18 protein-coding genes are annotated in these 21,866 nt (G+C 63.6%); 9 read left to right on the top strand and 9 right to left on the bottom strand.

Annotation, left to right across the window (positions count from 1 at the left end; translation table 11 throughout):
* Positions 1-15 precede the first annotated feature (15 nt).
* The 8 genes from infB to DM872_RS01015 all read left to right on the top strand — a co-directional run bounded on the left by infB (position 16) and on the right by DM872_RS01015 (position 8,929).
* Entirely contained in the window at positions 16-2,568 is a 2,553-nt protein-coding gene (gene infB / locus DM872_RS01050; RefSeq protein WP_179057719.1) for a translation initiation factor IF-2, read from the top strand.
* 94 nt (positions 2,569-2,662) lie between these two features.
* Positions 2,663-3,052, top strand: a complete 390-nt coding sequence (gene rbfA, locus DM872_RS01045) for a 30S ribosome-binding factor RbfA (RefSeq protein WP_179057718.1) — start codon at positions 2,663-2,665, stop codon at positions 3,050-3,052.
* A gap of 4 nt (positions 3,053-3,056) precedes the next feature.
* Positions 3,057-3,974, top strand: coding sequence for a tRNA pseudouridine(55) synthase TruB (gene truB, locus DM872_RS01040; RefSeq protein WP_179057717.1), 918 nt, complete (start codon positions 3,057-3,059; stop codon positions 3,972-3,974).
* A gap of 94 nt (positions 3,975-4,068) precedes the next feature.
* The gene (rpsO, locus tag DM872_RS01035; RefSeq protein ID WP_044874075.1) at positions 4,069-4,338 is read left to right on the top strand and encodes a 30S ribosomal protein S15; all 270 of its coding nucleotides are present in this window, start codon (positions 4,069-4,071) and stop codon (positions 4,336-4,338) included.
* Between the two features lie 152 nt (positions 4,339-4,490).
* Positions 4,491-6,599 (top strand): polyribonucleotide nucleotidyltransferase, encoded by a 2,109-nt coding sequence (gene pnp, locus DM872_RS01030; protein WP_179057716.1) that lies wholly within the window; start codon positions 4,491-4,493, stop codon positions 6,597-6,599.
* A gap of 89 nt (positions 6,600-6,688) precedes the next feature.
* Positions 6,689-8,107 carry a hypothetical protein gene (locus tag DM872_RS01025; RefSeq protein WP_179057715.1) on the top strand — a complete coding sequence of 473 codons (1,419 nt, stop codon included), beginning with the start codon at positions 6,689-6,691 and terminating at the stop codon, positions 8,105-8,107.
* A 207-nt stretch (positions 8,108-8,314) separates the two neighbouring features.
* Positions 8,315-8,674 (top strand): BON domain-containing protein, encoded by a 360-nt coding sequence (locus tag DM872_RS01020; protein WP_120654518.1) that lies wholly within the window; start codon positions 8,315-8,317, stop codon positions 8,672-8,674.
* Positions 8,675-8,731: 57 nt separating this feature from the next.
* Positions 8,732-8,929, top strand: coding sequence for a CsbD family protein (locus DM872_RS01015; protein WP_179057714.1), 198 nt, complete (start codon positions 8,732-8,734; stop codon positions 8,927-8,929).
* A 45-nt stretch (positions 8,930-8,974) separates the two neighbouring features.
* Here the strand turns inward: DM872_RS01015 and DM872_RS01010 are convergent, their stop codons facing one another.
* From DM872_RS01010 to DM872_RS00970, 9 genes are all read right to left on the bottom strand, one after another.
* Positions 8,975-10,429: a rhomboid family intramembrane serine protease gene (locus DM872_RS01010; RefSeq protein WP_179057713.1), complete on the bottom strand. Its 1,455-nt coding sequence runs from the start codon at positions 10,427-10,429 to the stop codon at positions 8,975-8,977.
* 189 nt (positions 10,430-10,618) lie between these two features.
* Entirely contained in the window at positions 10,619-10,924 is a 306-nt protein-coding gene (locus DM872_RS01005; RefSeq protein WP_179057712.1) for a DUF2845 domain-containing protein, read from the bottom strand.
* Positions 10,925-10,979: 55 nt separating this feature from the next.
* Positions 10,980-11,270 carry a DUF2845 domain-containing protein gene (locus tag DM872_RS01000; protein WP_179057711.1) on the bottom strand — a complete coding sequence of 97 codons (291 nt, stop codon included), beginning with the start codon at positions 11,268-11,270 and terminating at the stop codon, positions 10,980-10,982.
* Between the two features lie 9 nt (positions 11,271-11,279).
* Entirely contained in the window at positions 11,280-14,198 is a 2,919-nt protein-coding gene (locus DM872_RS00995; protein ID WP_179057710.1) for a DUF748 domain-containing protein, read from the bottom strand.
* 91 nt (positions 14,199-14,289) lie between these two features.
* Positions 14,290-15,309 (bottom strand): class I SAM-dependent rRNA methyltransferase, encoded by a 1,020-nt coding sequence (locus DM872_RS00990; protein ID WP_179057709.1) that lies wholly within the window; start codon positions 15,307-15,309, stop codon positions 14,290-14,292.
* A 94-nt stretch (positions 15,310-15,403) separates the two neighbouring features.
* A complete protein-coding gene (locus tag DM872_RS00985) occupies positions 15,404-16,582 on the bottom strand; it encodes an acetyl-CoA C-acetyltransferase (RefSeq protein ID WP_179057708.1) in 1,179 nt (392 codons plus the stop codon).
* An 87-nt stretch (positions 16,583-16,669) separates the two neighbouring features.
* A complete protein-coding gene (locus DM872_RS00980) occupies positions 16,670-17,545 on the bottom strand; it encodes an oxygenase MpaB family protein (RefSeq protein ID WP_179057707.1) in 876 nt (291 codons plus the stop codon).
* Between the two features lie 60 nt (positions 17,546-17,605).
* Positions 17,606-19,543: an acetate--CoA ligase gene (acs, locus tag DM872_RS00975; protein ID WP_179057706.1), complete on the bottom strand. Its 1,938-nt coding sequence runs from the start codon at positions 19,541-19,543 to the stop codon at positions 17,606-17,608.
* A 109-nt stretch (positions 19,544-19,652) separates the two neighbouring features.
* Complete coding sequence (locus tag DM872_RS00970) at positions 19,653-20,693, bottom strand: DJ-1/PfpI family protein (protein WP_179057705.1); 1,041 nt, start codon at positions 20,691-20,693, stop codon at positions 19,653-19,655.
* Between the two features lie 102 nt (positions 20,694-20,795).
* On the opposite strand from DM872_RS00970, the gene DM872_RS00965 reads away from it, so the two are divergent.
* On the top strand, positions 20,796-21,770 hold the full coding sequence (locus tag DM872_RS00965; protein ID WP_179057704.1) for a GlxA family transcriptional regulator: 975 nt from the start codon (positions 20,796-20,798) through the stop codon (positions 21,768-21,770).
* Positions 21,771-21,866: the final 96 nt, after the last annotated feature.

Genomic DNA, 21,866 nt, shown 5'->3' with positions numbered 1-21,866 from the left:
TGAGGAGAGAAGTGCATGACGCAAGTCACGGTGAAAGAACTGGCCCAAGTGGTCGATACACCGGTGGAGCGCCTGCTGCTGCAGATGCGCGAGGCGGGATTGCCGCACACCAGCGCCGAACAAGTTGTAACCGATAACGAGAAGCAGGCCCTGCTGGCTCATCTCAAGAGCAGCCACGGTGAGCGCCTGGAAGAGCCGCGCAAGATTACCCTGCAGCGCAAGACCACTACTACGCTGAGGGTCGCCGGTAGCAAGACCATCAACGTCGAAGTACGCAAGAAGAAAACCTACGTCAAGCGCAGCCCTGACGAGATCGAAGCTGAGCGTCAGCGCGAACTCGAAGAGCAGCGCGCGGCGGAAGAAGCTACTCGACTGAAGGCCGAGGAAGAAGCTCGTCAGCGTGCTGAAGAGGCTGCTCGTCGCGAAGCGGAAGCTCGTCCCAAGGTAGTGGCTGAAAGCGCTCCCGCGGAAGTCGCTGTTGCGGCTGGCGCGCCGGCTGCTGTTGCAGCTGCACCTGTGGCAGCTGCCACTGCGGCAGCTGCTCCTGCCCCGGCTGGCGCAGCTGCGGTGAACGGCGAGCGCAAGAAAGAAGAAGTTCGTCGTCCCGAGCGTGCTCGTGATGACGATGATCGCCGCGACCGCAAGCATGCGCAGCACCGTCCTTCCCTCAAGGAGAAGGAAAAGGCTCCGGCTCCCCGAGTCGCGCCGCGTAGCACAGAGGAAGAGAGCGATTCCTTCCGTCGCGGTGGCCGAGGCGGCAAGTCCAAGCTGAAAAAGCGTAACCAGCACGGGTTCCAGAGCCCGACAGGACCTATCGTGCGTGAAGTCAGCATCGGCGAGACCATCACCGTGGCCGAGTTGGCCGCCCAGATGACGGTCAAAGGCGCCGAAGTCGTCAAGTTCATGTTCAAGATGGGCACTCCGGTGACCATCAACCAGGTACTCGACCGTGAGACCGCTCAACTGATCGCCGAAGAATTCGGTCACAAGGTCAAGCTGGTCAACGAGAACGCCCTGGAAGACCAACTGGCCGAGTCCCTGAAGTTCGAAGGTGAGGCACTGACCCGCGCGCCGGTAGTGACCGTAATGGGCCACGTCGACCACGGTAAGACCTCCCTGCTCGACTACATTCGTCGTACCAAGGTGGCCAGCGGTGAAGCGGGTGGTATCACCCAGCACATCGGTGCCTACCACGTCGAAACCGATCGCGGCATGGTGACCTTCCTGGACACCCCCGGCCACGCAGCGTTCACCGCCATGCGTGCCCGTGGTGCCAAGGCCACCGACATCGTCATCCTGGTGGTGGCGGCCGACGACGGCGTGATGCCGCAGACCATTGAAGCGGTACAGCACGCGAAAGCGGCTGGTGTGCCGATCGTGGTCGCGGTGAACAAGATGGACAAGCCGGAAGCCAACCCGGACAACATCAAGAACGGCCTGGCCGCGCTGGATGTGATTCCGGAAGAGTGGGGCGGCGATACCCAGTTCGTGCCTGTTTCGGCCAAGGCCGGTACCGGCGTCGACGAGCTGCTCGAAGCCGTGCTGCTGCAAGCCGAAGTCCTGGAACTCACCGCCACTCCGTCGGCCCCTGGCCGTGGTGTCGTGGTTGAGTCCCGCCTGGACAAGGGCCGTGGTCCGGTCGCTACCGTGCTGGTTCAGGACGGTACCCTGCGCCAAGGCGACATGGTTCTCTGCGGCGTCAACTATGGCCGCGTTCGCGCCATGCTCGACGAGAACGGCAAGCCGGTTAAAGAAGCCGGTCCGTCCATCCCTGTCGAGATCCTCGGCCTGGATGGCACTCCGGACGCCGGTGATGACCTGACCGTGGTCGCCGACGAGAAGAAAGCACGTGAAGTTGCCCTGTTCCGTCAAGGCAAGTTCCGCGAGGTCAAGCTGGCTCGCCAGCAGTCCTCCAAGCTGGAGAACATCTTCGAAAGCATGGGCCAGGACGAGAAGAAGACCCTCAACATCGTGCTCAAGTCCGATGTGCGTGGTTCTCTCGAGGCCCTGCAGGGCGCCCTGGCCGGTATCGGCAACGAAGAAGTCCAGGTGCGTGTTGTCGGTGGCGGCGTAGGTGGTATCACCGAGAGCGACGCCAACCTGGCGCTGGCGTCCAACGCCGTGCTGTTCGGCTTCAACGTGCGTGCCGATGCCGGTGCGCGCAAGATCGTCGAGCAGGAAGGTCTGGACCTGCGCTACTACAACATCATCTACGACATCATCGAAGACGTTAAGAAAGCACTGTCCGGCATGCTGGGCAGCGAAGTCCGGGAAAACATCCTGGGTATCGCCGAGGTGCGTGACGTGTTCCGCTCGCCGAAGTTCGGCGCGGTCGCAGGCTGCATGGTTACCGAGGGTCTGGTCCACCGCAACCGTCCGATCCGCGTACTGCGCGAGGATGTAGTTATCTTCGAAGGCGAACTGGAATCCCTGCGCCGCTTCAAGGACGACGTGTCCGAGGTGCGTGCCGGCATGGAGTGCGGTATCGGCGTGAAGAGCTACAACGACGTCAAGGTCGGCGACAAGATCGAAGTCTTCGAGAAGGTCCAGGTGGCGCGCACGCTGTAAGTGTCGCGCTTGCCACAAGCCGGGAGCCAGGAGCTGGAAGCCATCGCTTTCCACTCCTGGCTTTCGGCTTTTAAGCGTTCAAGAGTGAAACGAAATGGCTAAAGACTACAGCCGTACCCAGCGCATCGGCGACCAGATGCAGCGCGAATTGGCGCTGCTGATCCAGCGTGAGATCAAAGACCCGCGCCTAGGTCTTGTAACCATCACCGCTGTCGATGTGAGCCGTGACCTGTCCCACGCCAAGGTGTTCATCACCGTGATGGGCCAGGACGACAATGCCGAGAAGGTCAAGCTTAACTGCGACATCCTGCAGGACGCCGCTGGTTTCCTGCGTATGCAGCTGGGCAAGGCCATGAAGCTGCGCAGCGTGCCGCAACTGCACTTCCACTACGACGCCAGTATCCGTCGCGGTGCGGAGCTGTCGGCGCTGATCGAGCGCGCCGTGGCGGAAGACCGCAAGCACCCGGGCAACGACGAGGAGTAATGGCGTGGCCCAGGTAAAACGTATTCGCCGCAATGTCAGCGGTGTGCTGATCCTCGACAAGCCGCACGGCATGAGTTCCAACGCCGCGCTGCAGAAGGTGCGCTGGCTGCTCAACGCCGAGAAAGCTGGCCATACCGGCAGCCTCGATCCGCTGGCCACGGGCGTATTGCCGCTGTGCTTCGGCGAGGCCACCAAGTTCTCCCAGTACCTGCTGGATGCCGACAAGGGTTACGAGACCCTGGCGCAGCTTGGCGTAACCACCACCACCGGTGATGCCGAAGGTGAAGTGACCGAGCGTCGCGAGGTGACCGTTGGTCGCGAGGACATCGAGGCTCTGCTGCCGCGTTTTCGTGGCGAAATCAAGCAGATACCGCCGATGTACTCCGCCCTCAAGAAGGACGGGCAGCCCCTCTACAAGCTGGCACGTGCTGGTGAAGTAGTGGAGCGCGAGGCGCGTTCTGTTACTATTGCGCGCCTGGAATTGCTGGCCTGTGAGAACAGCCAGGCAAGACTGGCCGTAGCTTGCAGCAAGGGCACCTACATCCGCACTCTGGTCGAGGATCTTGGCCAGGCACTCGGATGCGGCGCCCACGTGGCGGAGCTGCGCCGGACCCAGGCGGGCCCCTTCGTGCTGGCCCAGGCGATCAGCCTGGAGACTCTCGAAAAGGTCCACGCCGAAGGCGGTAATGAGGCAATCGATCAGTTCCTCCTACCGGTCGACAGCGGACTGGAACATTGGCCGCTGATCCAGCTTACCGAACACAGCGCGTACTACTGGCTCCATGGCCAGCCGGTGCGAGCTCCGGAAGCGCCAAAGTTCGGCATGATGCGAGTTCAGGATCATACCGGTCGCTTCATCGGTATCGGTGAAGTGAGCGATGACGGGCGCGTTGCGCCGCGTCGACTGATTCGGTCGGAATGACCGATCCGAGGGTGGCTGTTAATAGGCACGGTCAATCCTCCTTTTTAAACACGGGACGCAGGTTCCGGCCTATTACTCTCAGAGGAAGCCCATCATGGCACTGAGCGTTGCTGAAAAAGCCCAGATCGTTAACGAGTACAAGCAAGCTGAAGGCGATACCGGTTCTCCGGAAGTGCAGGTTGCCCTGCTGACCGCCAACATCAACAAGCTGCAGGATCACTTCAAGGCCAACGGCAAAGACCACCACTCCCGTCGTGGTCTGATCCGCATGGTTAACCAGCGCCGCAAGCTGCTGGACTACCTGAAGGGTAAGGACACCTCTCGTTACAGCGCCCTGATCGGTCGTCTGGGTCTGCGTCGCTAAGCGACACAGACGAGCTGGAAGCTGGAAACCGGAAGCTGGACATCGTTCCAGCTTTCGGCTTTCCAGCTTCTGGTTTTTTAAGGGATTGAAACGGGTCCGACTCCCGCCCTTCCCCCGATTTCCCCCAAGGCAACACAGAGAAGGAAAACACCGTGAACCCGGTAATCAAGAAGTTCCAGTTCGGTCAATCGACCGTAACCCTCGAGACTGGCCGTATCGCCCGTCAAGCCTCCGGTGCCGTACTGGTCACCATGGACGAAGACGTCACCGTTCTGGTGACCGTGGTCGGCGCCAAGCAAGCTGACCCGGGCAAGGGTTTCTTCCCCCTGTCCGTGCACTACCAGGAAAAAACCTACGCTGCCGGCCGCATCCCCGGTGGCTTCTTCAAGCGTGAAGGTCGTCCGTCCGAGAAAGAGACCCTGACCTCGCGCCTGATCGACCGCCCGATCCGTCCGCTCTTCCCGGAAGGCTTCCTGAACGAAGTGCAGGTCATCTGTACCGTGGTCTCCACCAACAAGAAGACCGATCCGGACATCGCTGCCATGATCGGTACCTCCGCAGCCCTGGCCATCTCCGGCATTCCCTTCGCCGGCCCGATCGGCGCCGCTCGCGTGGCCTACCACGAAGAGACCGGCTACCTGCTGAACCCCAACTACGAGCAGCTCAAGGCCTCCAGCCTGGACATGGTGGTTGCCGGTACCCAAGACGCCGTACTGATGGTTGAGTCGGAAGCCCAAGAGCTGACCGAAGACCAGATGCTGGGTGGCGTACTCTTCGCCCACCAGGAATTCCAGGCCGTGATTCAGGCCGTCAAGGAATTCGCTGCCGAAGCTGGCAAGCCGACCTGGAATTGGACCGCGCCGGCCGAAAACACCGCCCTGCTCAGCGCCATCAAGGCCGAGTTCGGCGAGGCCATCTCCCAGGCCTACACCATCACCATCAAGCAGGACCGCTACAGCCGCCTGGACGAGCTGCGTGACCAGGTCATCGCCCGCTTCGTTGGCGAAGAAGCTGGCCAGTTCCCGGCGGGTGAAGTGAAAGACGCTTTCGGCCTGCTGGAATACCGCACCGTTCGCGAGAACATCGTCAACGGCAAGCCGCGTATCGACGGCCGTGACACCCGCACCGTACGTCCGCTGAAGATCGAAGTCGGCGTGCTCGACAAGACCCACGGTTCCGCCCTGTTCACCCGTGGCGAAACCCAGGCCCTGGTCGTTGCCACCCTCGGCACCGCCCGTGACGCCCAGCTGCTGGACACCCTGGAAGGCGAGCGCAAGGACGCCTTCATGCTGCACTACAACTTCCCGCCGTTCTCGGTAGGTGAGTGCGGCCGTATGGGCAGCGCCGGTCGCCGCGAAATCGGTCACGGTCGCCTGGCCCGTCGTGGCGTTTCCGCCATGCTGCCGAAAGGCGACGAGTTCCCCTACACCATCCGTGTCGTTTCCGAGATCACCGAGTCCAACGGTTCCAGCTCCATGGCTTCCGTTTGCGGTGCTTCCCTGGCGCTGATGGACGCCGGCGTGCCGATGAAGGCGCCGGTTGCCGGTATCGCCATGGGCTTGGTGAAGGAAGGTGACAAGTTCGCCGTTCTGACCGACATCCTGGGTGACGAAGACCACCTGGGCGACATGGACTTCAAGGTAGCCGGTACCGCCAAGGGCGTGACCGCGCTGCAGATGGACATCAAGATCAACGGCATCACCGAAGAGATCATGGAGATCGCTCTGGAGCAGGCTCTGGAAGCGCGTCTGAACATCCTCGGCCAGATGAACCAGATCATCGCCCAGTCCCGCAGCGAGCTGTCGGCCAACGCGCCGACCATGATCGCGATGAAGATCGACACCGACAAGATTCGCGACGTCATCGGCAAGGGCGGCGCTACCATCCGTTCGATCTGCGAAGAGACCAAGGCTTCCATCGACATCGAAGACGATGGCAGCGTGAAGATCTTCGGCGAGACCAAGGAAGCTGCCGAGGCCGCGCGTCAGCGCGTTCTGGGTATCACCGCTGAAGCCGAAGTGGGCAAGGTGTACGTGGGCAAGGTCGAGCGCATCGTCGACTTCGGCGCCTTCGTCAACATCCTGCCGGGCAAGGACGGCCTGGTGCACATCTCGCAGATCAGCGACAAGCGCATCGACAAGGTCACCGACGTTCTGCAGGAAGGCCAGGAAGTCAAAGTCCTGGTTCTGGACGTCGACAACCGTGGTCGCATCAAGCTGTCGATGAAGGACGTAGAAGCCGCCGAGGCTTCGGGCGTTTGATAATCGCCGCACGATGAAAGAGAGGGCCCCTTGCGGGCCCTCTTTTTTTGCCCGGACAATGGCGAACCGCCATCGTGCCTGGAACAGTCATGGACAAGACGCTCTGCCAGTACCATCCCGCCCAACCCGCAACCTGGCACTGCGTGCCCTGCCAGCGCCATTTCGGCGATTGCTGCATTCCCCTGAATGCAGATGCGCCTGACGACAGCCCCGTCTGCCCACTGTGCCGCAGCCAGCTGACCTTCCTCGGCGCGGCCAACACCGCCCAGCCCTTCTGGGAACGCCTGCCTCAATTCTTCGCGTATGGCCTGCAGACCGGCCCGATGGCCTTCAGCGCACTGTTGGCCCTCGCAGGCCTGTTCATGCCGCGATCGCTGATCCTCTGGGTCATCCTGTTGAGCATCGCCACCAAGTATTTCCACAGCGTGATCGAGTCCAGCAGCGAAGGCGTTCGCGAAGCGCCCTCACTGGTGAGCGCGTTCGCGGGTGAAGGCTTTTCGTTGTTCTTCAAGCAGATGGCGGTCTTCGCCATTGCGCTGGGGGCATTGTGGCTAGCGGCGGACTTCAACAGCGAGACGATCTTCTGGGTGGTGAACATCGCCATCGTGCTCCTGCTGCCGGCCAGCATCATCCGCCTGGCGCTGAGCAAGGAACTCAGTGCGGCGCTGAGCCCAGACCAGGTGGGTGAAGTGATCAAGGCCATGGGCTGGCGTTACCTGATCCTCTGCGCCTTTCTCTTCATCCTCTGGCAGTCGCCCAGCTACGTGGCCTGGATGCTATCCGGTGGTCTGCCGAAGGTGGTGCTGATGCCCATCGCCACCTTCCTCTTCGGATACTTCGGCGTGGTGATGTGCAGCATGATGGGCTATGCCGTGTTCCAGTATCAGGGGGCGTTGGGCTTTGCCATTGCCGAGGAAGGCACCCAGCAGGGTTTGCCGGAAAGCGAGTGGCGCCGCCGCAAAGCACTCGTGGAAGCCGAGATTCGCCTTAAGGAAGGACAGAGTGACGGAGCACTGGAAATACTCACCAACGCCTTGCAGCGTGATCCTCAGGACCTGCGCCTGAACGAGCGTTTCCACCAGTTGCTGTTCGGATTGGGGGCCCGGGAGCGCTGTCTGCGGCACCTGGAGCATTACCTGCCCCTGGTCGCCCGCCAGAATTCTGCGCTGGCTGCCACGGCGCTGCTCAACGCCCGCCAGTTCCAGGCCGATTTTCTTCCGGGCGACGCCATGGTGTGCGAGCAGATCGCAGGCGCCTTGCTCGATCGCCACAAGGTTCGCGAAGCCCTGAGTCTGCTGCGCAACCTGCACCAGCGTTTTCCTGACTATCCGCACATTCCCCGCGCCTACCTGCTGGCGGCGCGCGGTTTCGCCGAAGGACTCGGGCAGGTGGAGCCGGCGCAAAAGCTGCTGGCCTACATCCGTGCACGCTATCCGGCTTCGCCCTTGCTGGACCAGGTCACTGCCCTGGAAGACACCATCGCGCGACTAAGCAACGTGGCACGCTGAGGCGGCTTTTATCGTGCAGTCTGCAAGGCCGCTCGGGAGAGAACTTGCAGACTGCATGTGGTGGCCCTTTTGGTGATTCTCCCATCTGGCTGATTTGATTGGTTTTTTTCTTTTATCGGAAGCTGGCACAGGCCTTGCGACATTCCTGGGGACCCTGCAGCCAGGAAGCTGCTGCAGATGTTCCGAAGAAAAGAGGAGAACCCCCTCATGAAACAGTCTTTCACCAAGTGGACCTTTGCCGCTGTTACTGCTGCCGCCATCAGCCTGCCGTTCGCTACCGGCGCTTATGCAGAAACCAGCGGTCAAACCATGCTGGCAGCTAGCGACACCGTTCAGAAGGCCGAAGAGGCTGTCTCGGACACCTGGATCACCAGCAAGGTCAAATCGACATTCCTGGCCGACAAAAACCTCAGCGGCATGGACATCAAGGTCGAAACCAACAAGGGCGTGGTCGCACTGTCCGGCATGGTGAAAACCGATGCCGAACGTGACTTGGCCATTGAAACCGCCAAGAACATCAAGGGTGTCACCGCCGTTTCCGCCGACGGCCTGAAGTCCGCCGATTAACCCTTGGCCGGGCCGCCTCTTTCCGAGCGGCCCGGCAACAGCAATGGGAGCATCTCTATGAACGCCGACATCATCAAAGGCAAATGGAAGCAGCTCAACGGCCGCATGAAGGAGAAGTGGGGCGACCTTACCGACGACGACCTGGACGTGGCTGAAGGCCATAGCGAGTACCTGGTCGGCAAGTTGCAGGAGCGCTACGGCTGGAGCAAGGAACGGGCGGAGCGGGAAGTCCGCGACTTCAGTACTCGACTCTGACGCTGCTGGAAAAAGAGAAGCCCCGCAATTGCGGGGCTTTTTCTATCAGCGCGCGAGGTGTTGCTGGTACAGCGCCAATTGGCGCGTCTGTTCCGCTTCGGGGAAGGCTCGGCGCAGGTATTGGCCTAGTTCACCGACTCCGCGCAGGTCTTGGCGCTGGCCCAGTTGCTTGGCCAGTTGCAGGGTCAGCCCGGGAAGCTGCGGTGGTACCGGATTCGTCTGGCAGAGTCGGCGCCAGGGTGCCAGCGCGCGCGTGCTGTCCCCGGCCTTGATCAGGCGTTGCAGCAAGTGCAGCAGTACGGCGGGATGCTGCAGCAGGCGTTGCTGCGGATCGGCGACATCGTCGGCCAGCTTCTGCAGCAGGGGCAGGGTGGCCGCTTGTTCCGGCAGGCTGAAGAGTTGCTTCAGTACCGCGGTCAGCAACGGTTTGTCCTGGCGACTCTTGGCCACGGGATAGAGCCGTTCCAGGAGCGCCAGCCGGCCCGGGTAGCGCTGCAGCAGGTCGAGGCCGCGCGGGGTGGCCTGATCGAGGGCGAAACGGCCGATGAGCTGGTCGAGGGCTGCCAGCTCGCGCTTGAACGGCGCGTCCGGATCTTCCTTGTTCAGATAGGCCTCATCCACCTTGAGGAATCCCACCTTGTGCAGCGTCCAGGTCGAGAGGAAGCCGAAGGCCAGACCGCCGAGGTGCGCGTAGTAGTTCACGTGGTCATCGGCCAGCAGTACGCCGTAAAGCTCCTTGCCGAGCCATGCGGGAAATATCCACAAAGCCGGCGCCTTGAAGTAGCCGATCAGGGGGCCCAGCCAGTAGAAGAAGCGGATCTTGCGCAGGCCGTAGACGCCGATGGTCATGCCCATCAGTCCCGATACCGCCCCCGAGGCACCGATGCCGGCGACCCAGACCGGGTCCATGGCCCACCAAAGCAGGTGCGAAGCGAGGCCGCTTGCCAGGTAGAGGCCGAGATAGACCCAGCGTCCGAGTGCCGCTTCCAGGGCGAAGCCGCAGATGAACAGGAAAATCATGTTGCCCAGCAGGTGATCGAAACTGCCGTGCAGGAACATGGCGCCGGACAGCCCCTGGACACTGAACTTGTTGGGAATGAAGCCGAACCGCTGGGCGCTGATAAGGTCCCGCGCTGCTTCGGCCTTGAGCCGTGCCTGCTGCCACGCAGGGTCGGCCTGGTAGGCCGGGAGGCGGTGCAACCAGTCCTCGAATTCCAGGTCGCGGAGGATGATGGCCGCCAGGTATTGGCGGCGCATGGCGTCGATGCTGTGACGCTGGTCGGCGTCGAACTTCTCGCGCTCCACCAGGTGGTCGATGAACAGCGCGCGCTCACGGTTGAGCAGGCCGCCGTCCAGGTAGATTTGCTGCGCTTCTTCGACGCGTGCCTGGTCGCCGCCCTGGTAGACGAGGTAGATCAGGGTGTTGAGCAGGATCAGCAGCAGGGTGATGACGGGCGGGCGTCGCCAGTCGAGGGGTTGATCAGCGGGAAGGATGATCATCGCGCGCGGCTCAGTTGCGCTTGCTGTCGATTTCGTTGACGAGTTTGCTCTCGCAGCGGAAGGTGCCAGCGGTGGCGTCAAAGGTCAGCAGGAGGGTGGCTGCAAGGGCGCAGGCAAAGGCTTTCATGGGGGGCGGCATCCTGTCCGGGGGAAGAGTGCGCAGAGCCTAGCATTCCGTCCGAGCGGCTGTCAGTTGCCCCGTTTGCTGTCGATATTGCGCAGTCGATTGCCCTCGAAACGGAGGAATTGGTACATGCCGTTGCGAGGCCCGTAGACCCATTCTTCGACCCGGACCTCGTTGCGCCGGTAGTACTCGTCGACCACCTCCTTGAAACCCAGGTCGGCACGGCTGATGGGTTCGCCGCACTTCTCCAGGACTTCGCCGGTGGTGTCATCGAGGCTGATGAGGTTGCTGTTGCAACGCAAGGTGGAGGAGGCGTGGGCGTTGCCCAGGGCCAGCAGCAGCGAGGCGAAGAGAAGGACGCGGCACTTCACGGGAATGTCCGAATGGCGGGAGGTCGCCACAGCCTACACCCGGCGCCGATGGGCGTCAGCGATTGCGCCGGGTTTCAATGCGCACCAGGCGATTGCCCTCGAACGTCAGGATGCTGAGCATGCCGTTGTTGGGGCCATAAACCCATTCCTCCACGTTGAACTCGCGACGGTCATAGGAGCCCAGGGTGTAGCCGACTAGGTCGCGGTGCACCGGTTCTCCGCATTTTTGCAGGACCTCGAAGGTGCGGTCGCCGAGGCTGATCAGCTTGCTGCCGCAGCGCATGCTCTCCGCCCCGGCCGGAGCGGCCAGGACGAGGGTCAGCAGGGCGAGCGGCAGCGTACGCATGGAGGGCTCCTACTCGCTGTCCAGGTGCAGCGGAGTGATCACTTCTCCGGCCTGGTTGGGGTCCACCAGGCTGACGTCGAGCAGGAAGATGCGCTCATCGCCAAGACCGCCACGGTCCACCAGGTAATCCTTGATGGTGGCAGCGCGGGCCTGGCCCAACTGGCGCAGCAGCAGATCGCTCTGTGCCCAGGACGCCAGCACCGCATCGCGCAGCTTGGTCGTGCGCTGCTCGTTGTCCAGTTCCTTCCACTCGGCCGGAGGCTGTTGTTTCAGGCGGGTGCGGTAGATGCCTTCCAGCATAGGCCCTTTCTCGTCGTCCGGAACCTCGATCTGGCTCGCCTCGGCAGGCACCTTGTCGCCCCGGCGCTGGGCGATCTTGTAGTAGGTACTCTGGTATTCCCGCTCCAGTCGCTGCTGGGCCAGCAGCGGGCCGTCGGCGGTCTTGGCGCTGGCGCCTTCCACCTCCAGGCGCAGCGCCGGTCGCTTCTTCAGTGCGTCGGCCAGGGTGTCCAGGGCCTTCTGTGCATCGGTGTCGAGCTCGCTGCTGCCGGCGGGGAAGGGAACCTGGCCAAGATCTTCGCTGCTACCCCCCACCAGGCCGGCAACGAAGTTGAAGGGCGCCTGCACGGCGCGCAGCACCAGGTTGCGCAGGGTCTGCCAGACGATGGGCGCAACGCTGAATTGCGGGTCGTTGAGGTTCCCGGCCACGGGGAGCTTGATGTCGATCTTGCCTTCGGTGTCCTTCAACAGGGCGACGGCCAGGCGCACCGGCAGGTCCACCGCGTCGGGGCTGGATACCTGCTCGCCGAGCTGCAACTGTTCCAGCACGAGATGGTTTTCGGCTTTCAACTGGCCCTTCTCGATCTGGTAATGCAGGTCCAGGTTCAGCCGCCCCTTGCGGATGCGGTAGCCGGCGAACTTGCCGGAATAGGGGGTCAGGGTGGTCAGTTCGACACGCTTGAAGCTGGTGGCGATATCCAGGCTGTCCAGCGGATCGAAGGGGTTCAGGCTGCCTTTGATGGTGACCGGCGCGTAACGATCCACCTTGCCATTGATTGCGACCTTGGCCGGTTTGGGATTGCGGTTGTCGAGGGTGCCGATCTCGCCGTTGAGCTGCTGGATGGCGGTGGCGAAGTTCGGTGTCAGGCTGAAGTCGGCGAAGTTGGCCGAGCCGTCCTTGATCTCGATGCCGCCGATGCGGATGCCCAGGGGCTTGGCGGCGGGTTCCGGTTTGGCGGAAGTGGTGGCTGGAGTGCCAGCCTCGGCGGGTTGCTTGATCACCAGGTCACTGGCGTTGGTGGTGAGGTCTTCATTGATGATGAAGCGCGCGTAGGGCTGGCTCAGGCTCACCTTGTCGATGTTCAGGGTATCGCCGTGCTGGTAGTTGAGGCCTTCCACCAGCAGTTGCTGCCATTTGACGAAGTCACGCTCCTTGATGGTGTCCAGGGTGTGCATCTGGTTCACCAGGGCGCGGCCGGTAATGGCCAGGGCCAGCGGTTCGGTGCTCTTGAGGTCGACGTTGAGGTCGCTGTCGAGCATGCCGCTGCGCAGTTCCAGGTGCACGAACGGGCTGAGGTAGGCCTGGGCCACCCGCAGGTCGATGTCGCGGGTCTGCACCTGCAGCTTGGCGGTCGTGGGCTTGAGCTGGACCTGGCCCACCGCCTGCAGCTTGCCCTGCTTGCCGAGGCCGGTGTCGAGGCTCAGGTTGAAGGGGGACTCGCCGCGGCTGTCGAAGTCCTTGAGGTCCAGGTTCAGCGGCCCCAACTCCAGTTGCACCGGTTCCTTGGGCACCCGATCGGCCAGGTGCACCTTGTAGCCGCGCAGTTGGGCTTCGCGCAGCAGCACCAGCCAGGGCTTGCCCGGCTCGGCCTTGTCATCGACGGCCTCCTGGGTGGTTTTTTCGTCGCTCCTGGCTGCCGGCTTGGCTTCGCTGGCGAACAGTTTCTGCCAGTCGAGCTGGCCGTCGGCTTCACGGGCAGCCCAGGTTTCCAGGTTCTGGCTATGGATCTTGCCGATCACCACTTCCTGCTTGATCAGGTCGAGGGAGCTGTCGCTGACCTCCAGCGTCTCCAGTTTGACCAGGGCGCGATTGTCCGGCGCCTTCATGGCGAAAGGCGACACCTTGATCCAGATCTTGTCCAGGTTGAGCTGGGTGCCCTTGGACAGGTTCAGCTTGTACTCGGTGGACAGGCTGATCACGCCTTGCTCCAGCACCAGGGGCACGGCATCGCGGACGTAGGGCCAGAAGGCCTTCATCTTGCCTTCCGTGAGCTTCAGCTGGCCGCTGGAACTGAACGGTACCAGGCTGATCTGGCCTTCCCAGTCGATCCGTCCGCCATAGGGGCCGGTGGCGACCAGGGACATCTCGGAGCTGTCATCGGGCAGCGTACTGAGATTGCGCAGTTCCAGATTCAGCGAGTCGTAGACGAACTCGATGGGCTCGCTCGGGCGCAGGTCCTGGAAATGCAAACCGCCCTCGCTCAACTTGATGCGGTCGATGCGCAGGGGAAAGGGATCGCCAGCCGGTTCTTCCGCCTTGGGTTCGCTGGGAGGCAGCTTGAACAGCTGGGTCAGGTTGAGCTTGCCGTCCTTGGCGAACAGCACCTCGGTGGTGGACTTCTCCAGCTCCACATCCGCAAGGTGCAGGGCGCCGGACCAGAGGCTGTCCATTTCCAGATTGGCATAGAGTCGTTCGAAGCCGACCTGCTCGGCCCTGTCTTCGCCGATATGCAGCCCCCAGAGGGTCAGTTCCAGGCTGAAGGGGTTGAGCTGGATGCGCTCCAGCCGTGCGGGAACCGTGGCGTACTGGGCCAATTGCTGGTTGGCCACCCGCAGGGCGATCCCCGGGATGATCAGAAAGCCAAGCAGGCTATAGAGGGCTACGACGATCAGCAGGGCGCAAACGGCCCGTTTCAATCCTTTGTACATGAGGCGTCAACTATCCCGGCGAAGAATGCCTTGGATTATGGCACGGCCTCAGGGTTCCGCCTGACGGCTGGCTCTCGTTACCGAACGGCTTTCAGAGCTGCAGGATCAGGGTCTTGAGCGGTGGACGCGCATCCTGGGAAGGGAAGTCGGGGGCCGGTGCCAGCGGTTGGCAGTCACGGGCTGGACGGCCCAGTTTGCTGGCGCAACGCAGCACCAGTTCGCGCCAATCGTCCATGGCCACCTTGGCCAGGTTGTTGTTGCAGATCAGCACGCCGCCTTCCGCGGTCGCCAGCAGGGCCGGCTTGAGCAGGCTCTGGTAGTCACGCAGCAGGTCCACGGTGCCGAAGGCGCTCTTGGCCCAGGCCGGCGGGTCGAGGAACACCAGGTCGAACTGCCGTTGCTCCAGGCGCGGGTAGCTGGGCAGCTTCTGCCCGTGGCGGCGGGCGATGGGTTGGCCGGCCAGTTGGCGGATCGCCGGGAAGTAATCGGATTGCACGAAGTGCATGGGGGCCAGGTCCGGGTTCAGGGCGCCGTTTTCACGGCCGACCGCGAGATTGCCCTCGGCGAAGTCCAGGTTCCACACCTCGCTGGCCCCACCGCCAGCGGCGCTGAGGCCAACACCACAGGTATAGGCGAACAGGTTGAGCACGGACTTGCCGGCGCTGTGGTCCTTGACCCAGCCACGGGCATTGCGCAGATCGAGGAATAGCAGCGGGTCCTGCCCCGCGTGTCGGCCACGTACCCGGTAGTTCAGGCCCCACTCGCGACCCACGAGGTCTTCCAGGGCGGCCGGTTCTGCCTGATAGATGGGATCGCGACGATCGATCCGCGAATTGCCCTGGGAACGGTCGTTGTAGACCAGCAGCAGTTTCTCGCCGAGGCATTCGTCCACCGCAGCGGCCAGGTCCAGGAGTGGGCCGCGTTCCAGTGTCTGGTGGAAGCTTTGCACCATCAGCTGGCGACCGTAGCGGTCGACGGTCAGGCCTGGCGCCCCTTCCTGGCTACCGTGGAACAGCCGATAGCAATCGGTGCCTTGGGCATGGAGTTCAGCCAGCAGCGGCTGACGGGCATCGAGTGCGGCGCGCAGCGCCTGGATGAGAGCGGAGGACATGCGCGGCGTCTCGCAAAAAGGGGCGCGCAGTTTATCAAAGCGGCTTTGCCGTAGGTTGGGCTTCGCTGGGCTCAGCCCAACCTACAGAACCGGCTTAGCGCTCGATGGCCAGGGCCACGCCTTGACCGCCGCCGATGCAGAGGGTCGCCAGACCCTTCTTGGCGTCGCGCTTGATCATTTCATGCAGCAAGGTCACCAGCACGCGGCAGCCGGAGGCACCGATGGGGTGGCCGAGGGCGATGGCTCCGCCGTTGACGTTGACCTTGGCGGCGTCCCAGCCCAGTTCCTTGCCGACTGACAGGGACTGCGCGGCGAAGGCCTCGTTGGCTTCGATCAGGTCCAGGTCGCCCAGACTCCAGCCGGCTTTTTCCAGGCAACGGCGGGTGGCCGAAACCGGGCCGATGCCCATGATCGCCGGATCGACACCAGCATTGGCATAACCGGCGATGCGGGCCAGCACCGGCAGGCCCAGGGCTTTGGCCTTCTCCGCGCTCATCAGCAGCACGGCGGCAGCACCGTCGTTGAGCGTGGAGGCGTTGCCGGCGGTGACGCTGCCGTCCTTCTTGAAGGCCGGCTTGAGTTTGGCCAGGGCTTCAGCGGTGGTGCCGGCGCGCGGCTGCTCGTCGGTGGCGAAGGCGACCGGATCGCCTTTCTTTTGCGGAATCAGGATGGGGGTGATCTCATCCATGAAACGCCCGGACTCGATAGCGGCCGCGGCCTTCTGCTGAGAGGCGGCGGCAAAGGCGTCCTGCTGCTCGCGGTTCAGGCCGTATTTTTCCACCAGATTCTCGGCAGTGATGCCCATGTGGTAATCGTTGAAGGCGTCCCACAGGCCATCCTGGATCATGGTGTCCACCAGCTTGGCGTGACCCATGCGCAGACCGGTGCGGGCACCTGGCATGACGTAGGGCGCCAGGCTCATGTTCTCCTGGCCGCCGGCGATGATCACCTCGGCGTCGCCGCAGCGGATGGCCTGGGCTGCCAGGTGCAGGGCCTTGAGGCCAGAGCCGCAGACCTTGTTCAGGGTCATGGCGGGAACCGCATGGGGCAAGCCGGCCAGGATGGCAGCCTGGCGCGCCGGGTTCTGGCCGCTGCCGGCGGTGAGCACCTGGCCCAGGATCACTTCGTCGACCTGCTCGCCCTTGAGGCCGGTTTGCGCCAGCAGCTGGCGGATTACGGCGGCGCCCAGCTCCGGGGCGGGGATGTTCGCCAGGGAACCCTGGAAGCTGCCGATGGCGGTGCGGGTGGCGGCAACTATTACGACGTCTTGCATGGATCTGTCCTCGCGGCGGTGAATGGGGTCAGGCAATGACCGGGCAAGCAGCGATCGTGGCACAGGCAATTTGACCGGACCACACTCTCAACGGGGGGGCAGCCCCATGCGTCGGCGCGCACGATGGACTGCGCCATTGCGCATGGCCCAGCGCAGCAGCGGCGCCACCCGCCAGACCAGGTCCCGTACCACACGGCGCTGCCAGGGGCGCTGGTGCAGGTCGAGCATGGCGCTGGCCCAGTCCGGCATCAGGTCGATGCCAGCCTGCATCATCAGTACGCCGAAGGGCTTGGCCACTGCGCTGGGTGCCGGGGCACCGAGGAGCACACGCACCACTTCCCGGCTGCGTTCGTCGCAGACAAGTTGCGGGCGCATCGCCTCCAGGTAGTCCGCCACTTGCTGGCGGGACTTCGGTACGTCCCGCGCACCGAGCCGTTCGGCCACGAGGGCGATCTCGGCGTAGTAACGGTCCTGTTCCTCCCCGGAAAGGTGCGGGTTGAGGTAGCGAAGATGGGCCTTGAGGAAGCAACTCACTTCGGCCACATGGACCCAGGTCAGCAGAGCCGGGTCGCTGGCGGCATAGGGGCGTCCGTCCGGCGCGGTGCCCACCACCTGTGAATGGATGGTGCGGACCTTGTCGATCAGCCAGTCGGCATCCTTGCGGGTGCCATAGCTGGTGCCGGAGATGAACTGGCCGGTGCGGCGCAGGCGGCCGAGCATATCCGCGCGGAAATTGGAGTGGTCCCAGACTCCGGAAAGCGCCAGGGGGTGCAGCATCTGCAACAGCAAGGCGCTGATGCCGCCGATCATCATCGAGGTGAAATCGCCGTGAACCTTCCAGGTCACCGAGTCTGGGCCGAACAGGCCGGGGTCGCCCTTGGGGTTTTCGAAATCGAGATGGCCAAGGGCGAGACCGGTAAGGCCGATGATCTGGCTTTCGATACGGCGACGAATGAATTCCATGCAGCGAGGGCTTCCGGGCGAAGGCGCCAGCCTCCAGGGAGACTGGCGCCTTGAGGGGGCTTACTGGTTGAGGCGCTTGTCGATCAGGTTCTGCACCACTGACGGGTCGGCCAGGGTGGAAGTATCGCCGAGGTTATCCAGCTCGTTGCAGGCGATCTTGCGCAGGATGCGCCGCATGATCTTGCCCGAACGGGTCTTGGGCAGGCCCGGCGCCCACTGGATCAGCTCGGGCTTGGCGAAGCTGCCGATCTCTTTGCTTACCAAGGCGAGCAGTTCCTTCTTCAGCTCTTCGGTCGGTTCCAGGCCCTTCATCGGGGTCACGAAGGCGTAGATGCCCTGGCCCTTGAGGTCGTGCGGGTAACCCACTACGGCGGCCTCGGCCACGGCGTCATGCAGAACCAGGGCACTTTCCACTTCGGCGGTGCCGATGCGGTGGCCGGAAACGTTGATCACGTCGTCGACGCGGCCGGTGATCCAGTAGTAACCGTCTTCGTCGCGACGGGCGCCGTCGCCCGTGAAGTAGTAGCCGGGATAGGCGGCGAAGTAGGTGTCGATCATCCGCTTGTGGTCGCCATAGACGCTGCGGATCTGACTAGGCCAACTGGCCTTTATCGCCAGTACGCCCGCGCCGGCACCGTCGATTTCCTTGCCCTTCTCATCCAGCAGCACCGGCTGCACGCCGAAGAAGGGGCGGGTGGCCGAGCCGGGTTTCAGGGCGGTAGCGCCGGGCAGCGGGGTGATGAGGATGCTGCCGGTTTCGGTCTGCCACCAGGTGTCGACGATGGGGCAGCGGCAATCGCCCACCACGTGGTAATACCACTCCCAGGCTTCCGGGTTGATCGGTTCGCCGACGCTGCCGAGCAGGCGCAGGCTGGCGCGGGAAGTCTTCTTCACCGGTTCCTCGCCTTCGCGCATGAGGGCGCGGAGGGCGGTGGGAGCGGTATAGAAGATGTTCACCTGGTGCTTGTCGATCACCTGCCAGAAGCGCGAAGCGTCCGGGTAATTGGGGACGCCTTCGAACATCAGGGTGGTGGCGGCGTTCGCCAACGGGCCATAGACGATGTAGCTGTGGCCGGTGACCCAGCCCACGTCCGCGGTGCACCAGTAGATGTCGCCGTCGTGGTAGTCGAACACGTACTTGTGGGTCATCGCTGCGCCCAGCAGGTAACCGCCAGTGGTATGCAGCACGCCCTTGGGTTTGCCGGTTGAGCCGGAGGTGTAGAGGATGAACAGCGGGTCCTCGGCATCCATCCATTCGGGCGGGCAATCCTCGCTAACGCCGTGCAGGGCCTCGTGGTACCAGAGGTCGCGCCCGTCCTGCCAGTCGATCTTGCCTTCGGTACGCTGCACTACCAGCACCGAGGATACGTTCGGGCAGTCCTTCAGGGCCTTGTCGACGTTCTGCTTCAGCGGGACGTACTTGCCGCCGCGCACGCCTTCGTCGGCAGTGATTACGGTGCGGCAATCGGCGTCGAGGATGCGGTCACGCAGGGCATCCGGGGAGAAGCCGCCGAATACCACCGAATGCACGGCTCCAATGCGCGCGCAGGCCAGCATGGCGTAGGCCGCCTCGGGGATCATCGGCATGTAGATGCAGACCCGGTCGCCTTTCTTCACGCCACGGCTCTTCAGCACGTTGGCCAAGCGGGCCACGTGGCTGTGCAGCTTGCGATAGGTGATCTGCGCGGATTCGCTGGGGTTGTCGCCTTCCCAGATAATGGCGATCTGCTCGCCGCGCTGTTCCAGGTGGCGGTCGATGCAGTTGTAGGCGACGTTCAGCTTGCCGCCCTTGAACCACTCGGCCTCGCCTTTCGCGAGGTCGCTGTGGTGCAGCTGGTCCCAGGGCTTGAACCAGGTGAGGAAGTTGGTCGCCTGCTCGCTCCAGAACAGCTCTGGCTGTTCCACGGACTGCTGGTACAGGCGCAGGTAGGCATCGTTGTCGATAAGGGCGTGCTTGCGCACGGCGTCCGGCACGGGGTGAAGGCTGATCTCGTACATGGCGGGTCCTTGTTGTTGTAAAGCCGAGATGGCGACAAGGGTGCATCCAAGCCGTCGCCGGGTTCAAGGGTTGTCCATGGAGTTTTGAACCTGCGGCCCGCCGGATCGTTCAGGGACGTGGATACTCCAGTTGGGCGGCGACGAAGGCGGCGGTGGCGCTGCCATAGCGTGCGGCGATCTCGTCCAGCGTTTCGTCCAGCACCCGGCCGGGCGCCGCATCGCTATCAGGGAGGGCCGGTTCCCCACCTGCGGGGGCATCGGGCAGCAGCGCCAGGCCGTAACGGGTACTCACCGGACCACCGCCCACGGCCAGCACTGTGCTGCGGAAACTGCGGGCCCAGGCATCGGCCCGCAAGGCGAGGGTGGCTTCATCGATCCCGGCCCGCATCGGCAGGGTCAGGTTCTCATGGCGCCAGAAGGCCAGGTAATTGGCCGCGGCCGTCAGGTAACCCCCGGGGCCAAAGGCGAAGGCCTGGCTCTGGTGCTCGACGGACCAGTCCGCCAGACCGATCTCGCGTGCGAAGGCGAGTGCTTTCTCGGGGCCGGCGATGGCTTCCACCAGCGCCACGGACACGGGTAGCGCGGCACTGACGCCCGAGCTGGTCAGCAGCTTGCCGTCCACCACATAGCGCCGGTCGACCTGCCAGCGGGCGTCGGGAAAGTCTGCCTCGCGTTGTGCCTGCGAATACCAGTGGCCGGTCGCCCTGCGGCCGTTGAGCAGGCCGGCGTGGCCCAGTACCAGCACGCCGTCGCAGATACCCACGATGGTGGCGCCTTTGGCGGCCTGTCCGGCGACGAAGGCGGTAAGGACGGCATCGTCACTGTGGTGCACGGCGGGAACGATCAGGTAGTCCGCCCCCTGTGGATAACGTTGTTCGAACGCGGCAGTGGTCGCCTGCGCTTCGAGCCGCAGCGCCGGCATCATCTGCAACGGCCCTTCGCGGGTGGACAGGGCCATCACTTCGGCGACCCCGGCGCGGCTGAGCAGGCCGAAGGGCACCAGGTAGTCCACCAGTTCGGTCATGCGGTTCTCGCCGACTACGGCCACCAGCGGCTGTCCGCGACCGAAGCGCGGCTGGTAGGGCTGGAGTGATTCTGCGTGGGCCAGCAGGGGGAGGTGAAGGGTCAGGACCAGCAGGAGGGCGCGCATCAGGCTTCTCCGAAATTAGGGATTACCAGTGTGGCGCGCAGGCAAATGTCAGGAATGACAGCTATCAGTGAATATCTGCCAGCCCATCGTTCGAGTATTTCCATGCCGCAACCCCATTCTGTGCTGCTACTGGTTTTCCCGGACTTCCAGCTGCTGGATGCCACCGGCCCGGCTGAAGTGTTCGCCGCTGTCGCCGGACACCTGCCGAAGGAGGCCAGTCCTGCCTATGTCTTGCAGTGCGTCTCCGTCAGCGGTGGGCTGGTGCGTTCCAGCACCGGGCTGGAACTGATGACCGAAGCCCTGCCGGAGCCGAGCAGCCTGGCGGGCAGCACGCTGCTGGTGGCGGGCGGCTATGGGGTGCAACGGGCGATGGCGCAGGGCGTGCTGGCGCGCTGGCTCAAGGACGCGGCAACCCAGGTGGCGCGTTGCGGCTCGGTGTGCACCGGGGCCTTTCTGCTCGCCCAGGCCGGACTGCTCGATGGCCGCCCGGTGGTGACCCACTGGAAGTACGCGGTGTTGCTGAAACGGCTGTTCCCGAAACTACTGGTGCAGGAAGACGCGCTATTCGTTCGCGACGGGTGCTTCTACAGCTCGGCGGGGGTAACGGCCGGCATGGACCTCTGCCTGAGCCTGGTGGAGGAGGACCACGGCCGTACGGTCTCGCTGCAGGTGGCCAAAGGGCTGGTGATGTACCTGCGCCGGCCAGGAGGGCAGCGGCAGTTCAGCGTCGAACTGCTGGCGCAGCAGGCGCCCTCGGGAGGCGTGCTGGAGAAGCTGGTCCAGTGGTTGCGCGGTCGCCTGCACGAAGCATTGGACATCGAGGTGATGGCGGCGGAGATGGCGGTATCGCCCCGGACGCTTCACCGGCATTGCCAGGCGGAGCTGGGGGTGACGCCCGCGAAGCTGCTGTTCCAGCTGCGGCTGGAAGAGGCTTGTCGATTGCTGGAGGCGGGGGCTTCATCGCTGAAGCGTACGGCGGAGAAAAGCGGTTTCGGCAGCGAATACAACCTGCGGCGGGCGTTCGTTCAGGCGCTGGGGGTAACGCCGAGCGAGTATCGGCAGCGGTTCTGTCGGTAGATACAAAAGATGGAAGCAAATGTTGTGGGGGCGAATTCATTCGCTAACCGGACTGAAGGTTCGGCCCGGAGCTTTGTAGGGCGCTTCGCGCCCACT

Origin of the sequence: Pseudomonas taiwanensis (assembly GCF_013393345.1) — a bacterium.
Lineage (GTDB): Bacteria > Pseudomonadota > Gammaproteobacteria > Pseudomonadales > Pseudomonadaceae > Metapseudomonas > Metapseudomonas resinovorans_C.
The sequence above is the reverse complement of the archived record's forward strand: the minus strand, read 5'-3'. Positions and strand labels throughout refer to the sequence as shown.

Bases quoted from the DNA above. Each gene is read 5' to 3' on its own strand.
- DM872_RS00985 (WP_179057708.1), bottom strand. From the start codon at position 16,582: ATGCAAGACGTCGTAATAGTTGCCGCCACCCGCACCGCCATCGGCAGC.
- DM872_RS00965 (WP_179057704.1), top strand. From the start codon at position 20,796: ATGCCGCAACCCCATTCTGTGCTGCTACTGGTTTTCCCGGACTTCCAG.
- infB (WP_179057719.1), top strand. From the start codon at position 16: ATGACGCAAGTCACGGTGAAAGAACTGGCCCAAGTGGTCGATACACCG.
- DM872_RS00995 (WP_179057710.1), bottom strand. From the start codon at position 14,198: ATGTACAAAGGATTGAAACGGGCCGTTTGCGCCCTGCTGATCGTCGTA.
- rbfA (WP_179057718.1), top strand. From the start codon at position 2,663: ATGGCTAAAGACTACAGCCGTACCCAGCGCATCGGCGACCAGATGCAG.
- DM872_RS01025 (WP_179057715.1), top strand. From the start codon at position 6,689: ATGGACAAGACGCTCTGCCAGTACCATCCCGCCCAACCCGCAACCTGG.
- DM872_RS01015 (WP_179057714.1), top strand. From the start codon at position 8,732: ATGAACGCCGACATCATCAAAGGCAAATGGAAGCAGCTCAACGGCCGC.
- DM872_RS01020 (WP_120654518.1), top strand. From the start codon at position 8,315: ATGAAACAGTCTTTCACCAAGTGGACCTTTGCCGCTGTTACTGCTGCC.
- DM872_RS00970 (WP_179057705.1), bottom strand. From the start codon at position 20,693: ATGCGCGCCCTCCTGCTGGTCCTGACCCTTCACCTCCCCCTGCTGGCC.
- DM872_RS00980 (WP_179057707.1), bottom strand. From the start codon at position 17,545: ATGGAATTCATTCGTCGCCGTATCGAAAGCCAGATCATCGGCCTTACC.
- DM872_RS00990 (WP_179057709.1), bottom strand. From the start codon at position 15,309: ATGTCCTCCGCTCTCATCCAGGCGCTGCGCGCCGCACTCGATGCCCGT.
- DM872_RS01000 (WP_179057711.1), bottom strand. From the start codon at position 11,270: ATGCGTACGCTGCCGCTCGCCCTGCTGACCCTCGTCCTGGCCGCTCCG.
- DM872_RS01010 (WP_179057713.1), bottom strand. From the start codon at position 10,429: ATGATCATCCTTCCCGCTGATCAACCCCTCGACTGGCGACGCCCGCCC.
- rpsO (WP_044874075.1), top strand. From the start codon at position 4,069: ATGGCACTGAGCGTTGCTGAAAAAGCCCAGATCGTTAACGAGTACAAG.
- acs (WP_179057706.1), bottom strand. From the start codon at position 19,543: ATGTACGAGATCAGCCTTCACCCCGTGCCGGACGCCGTGCGCAAGCAC.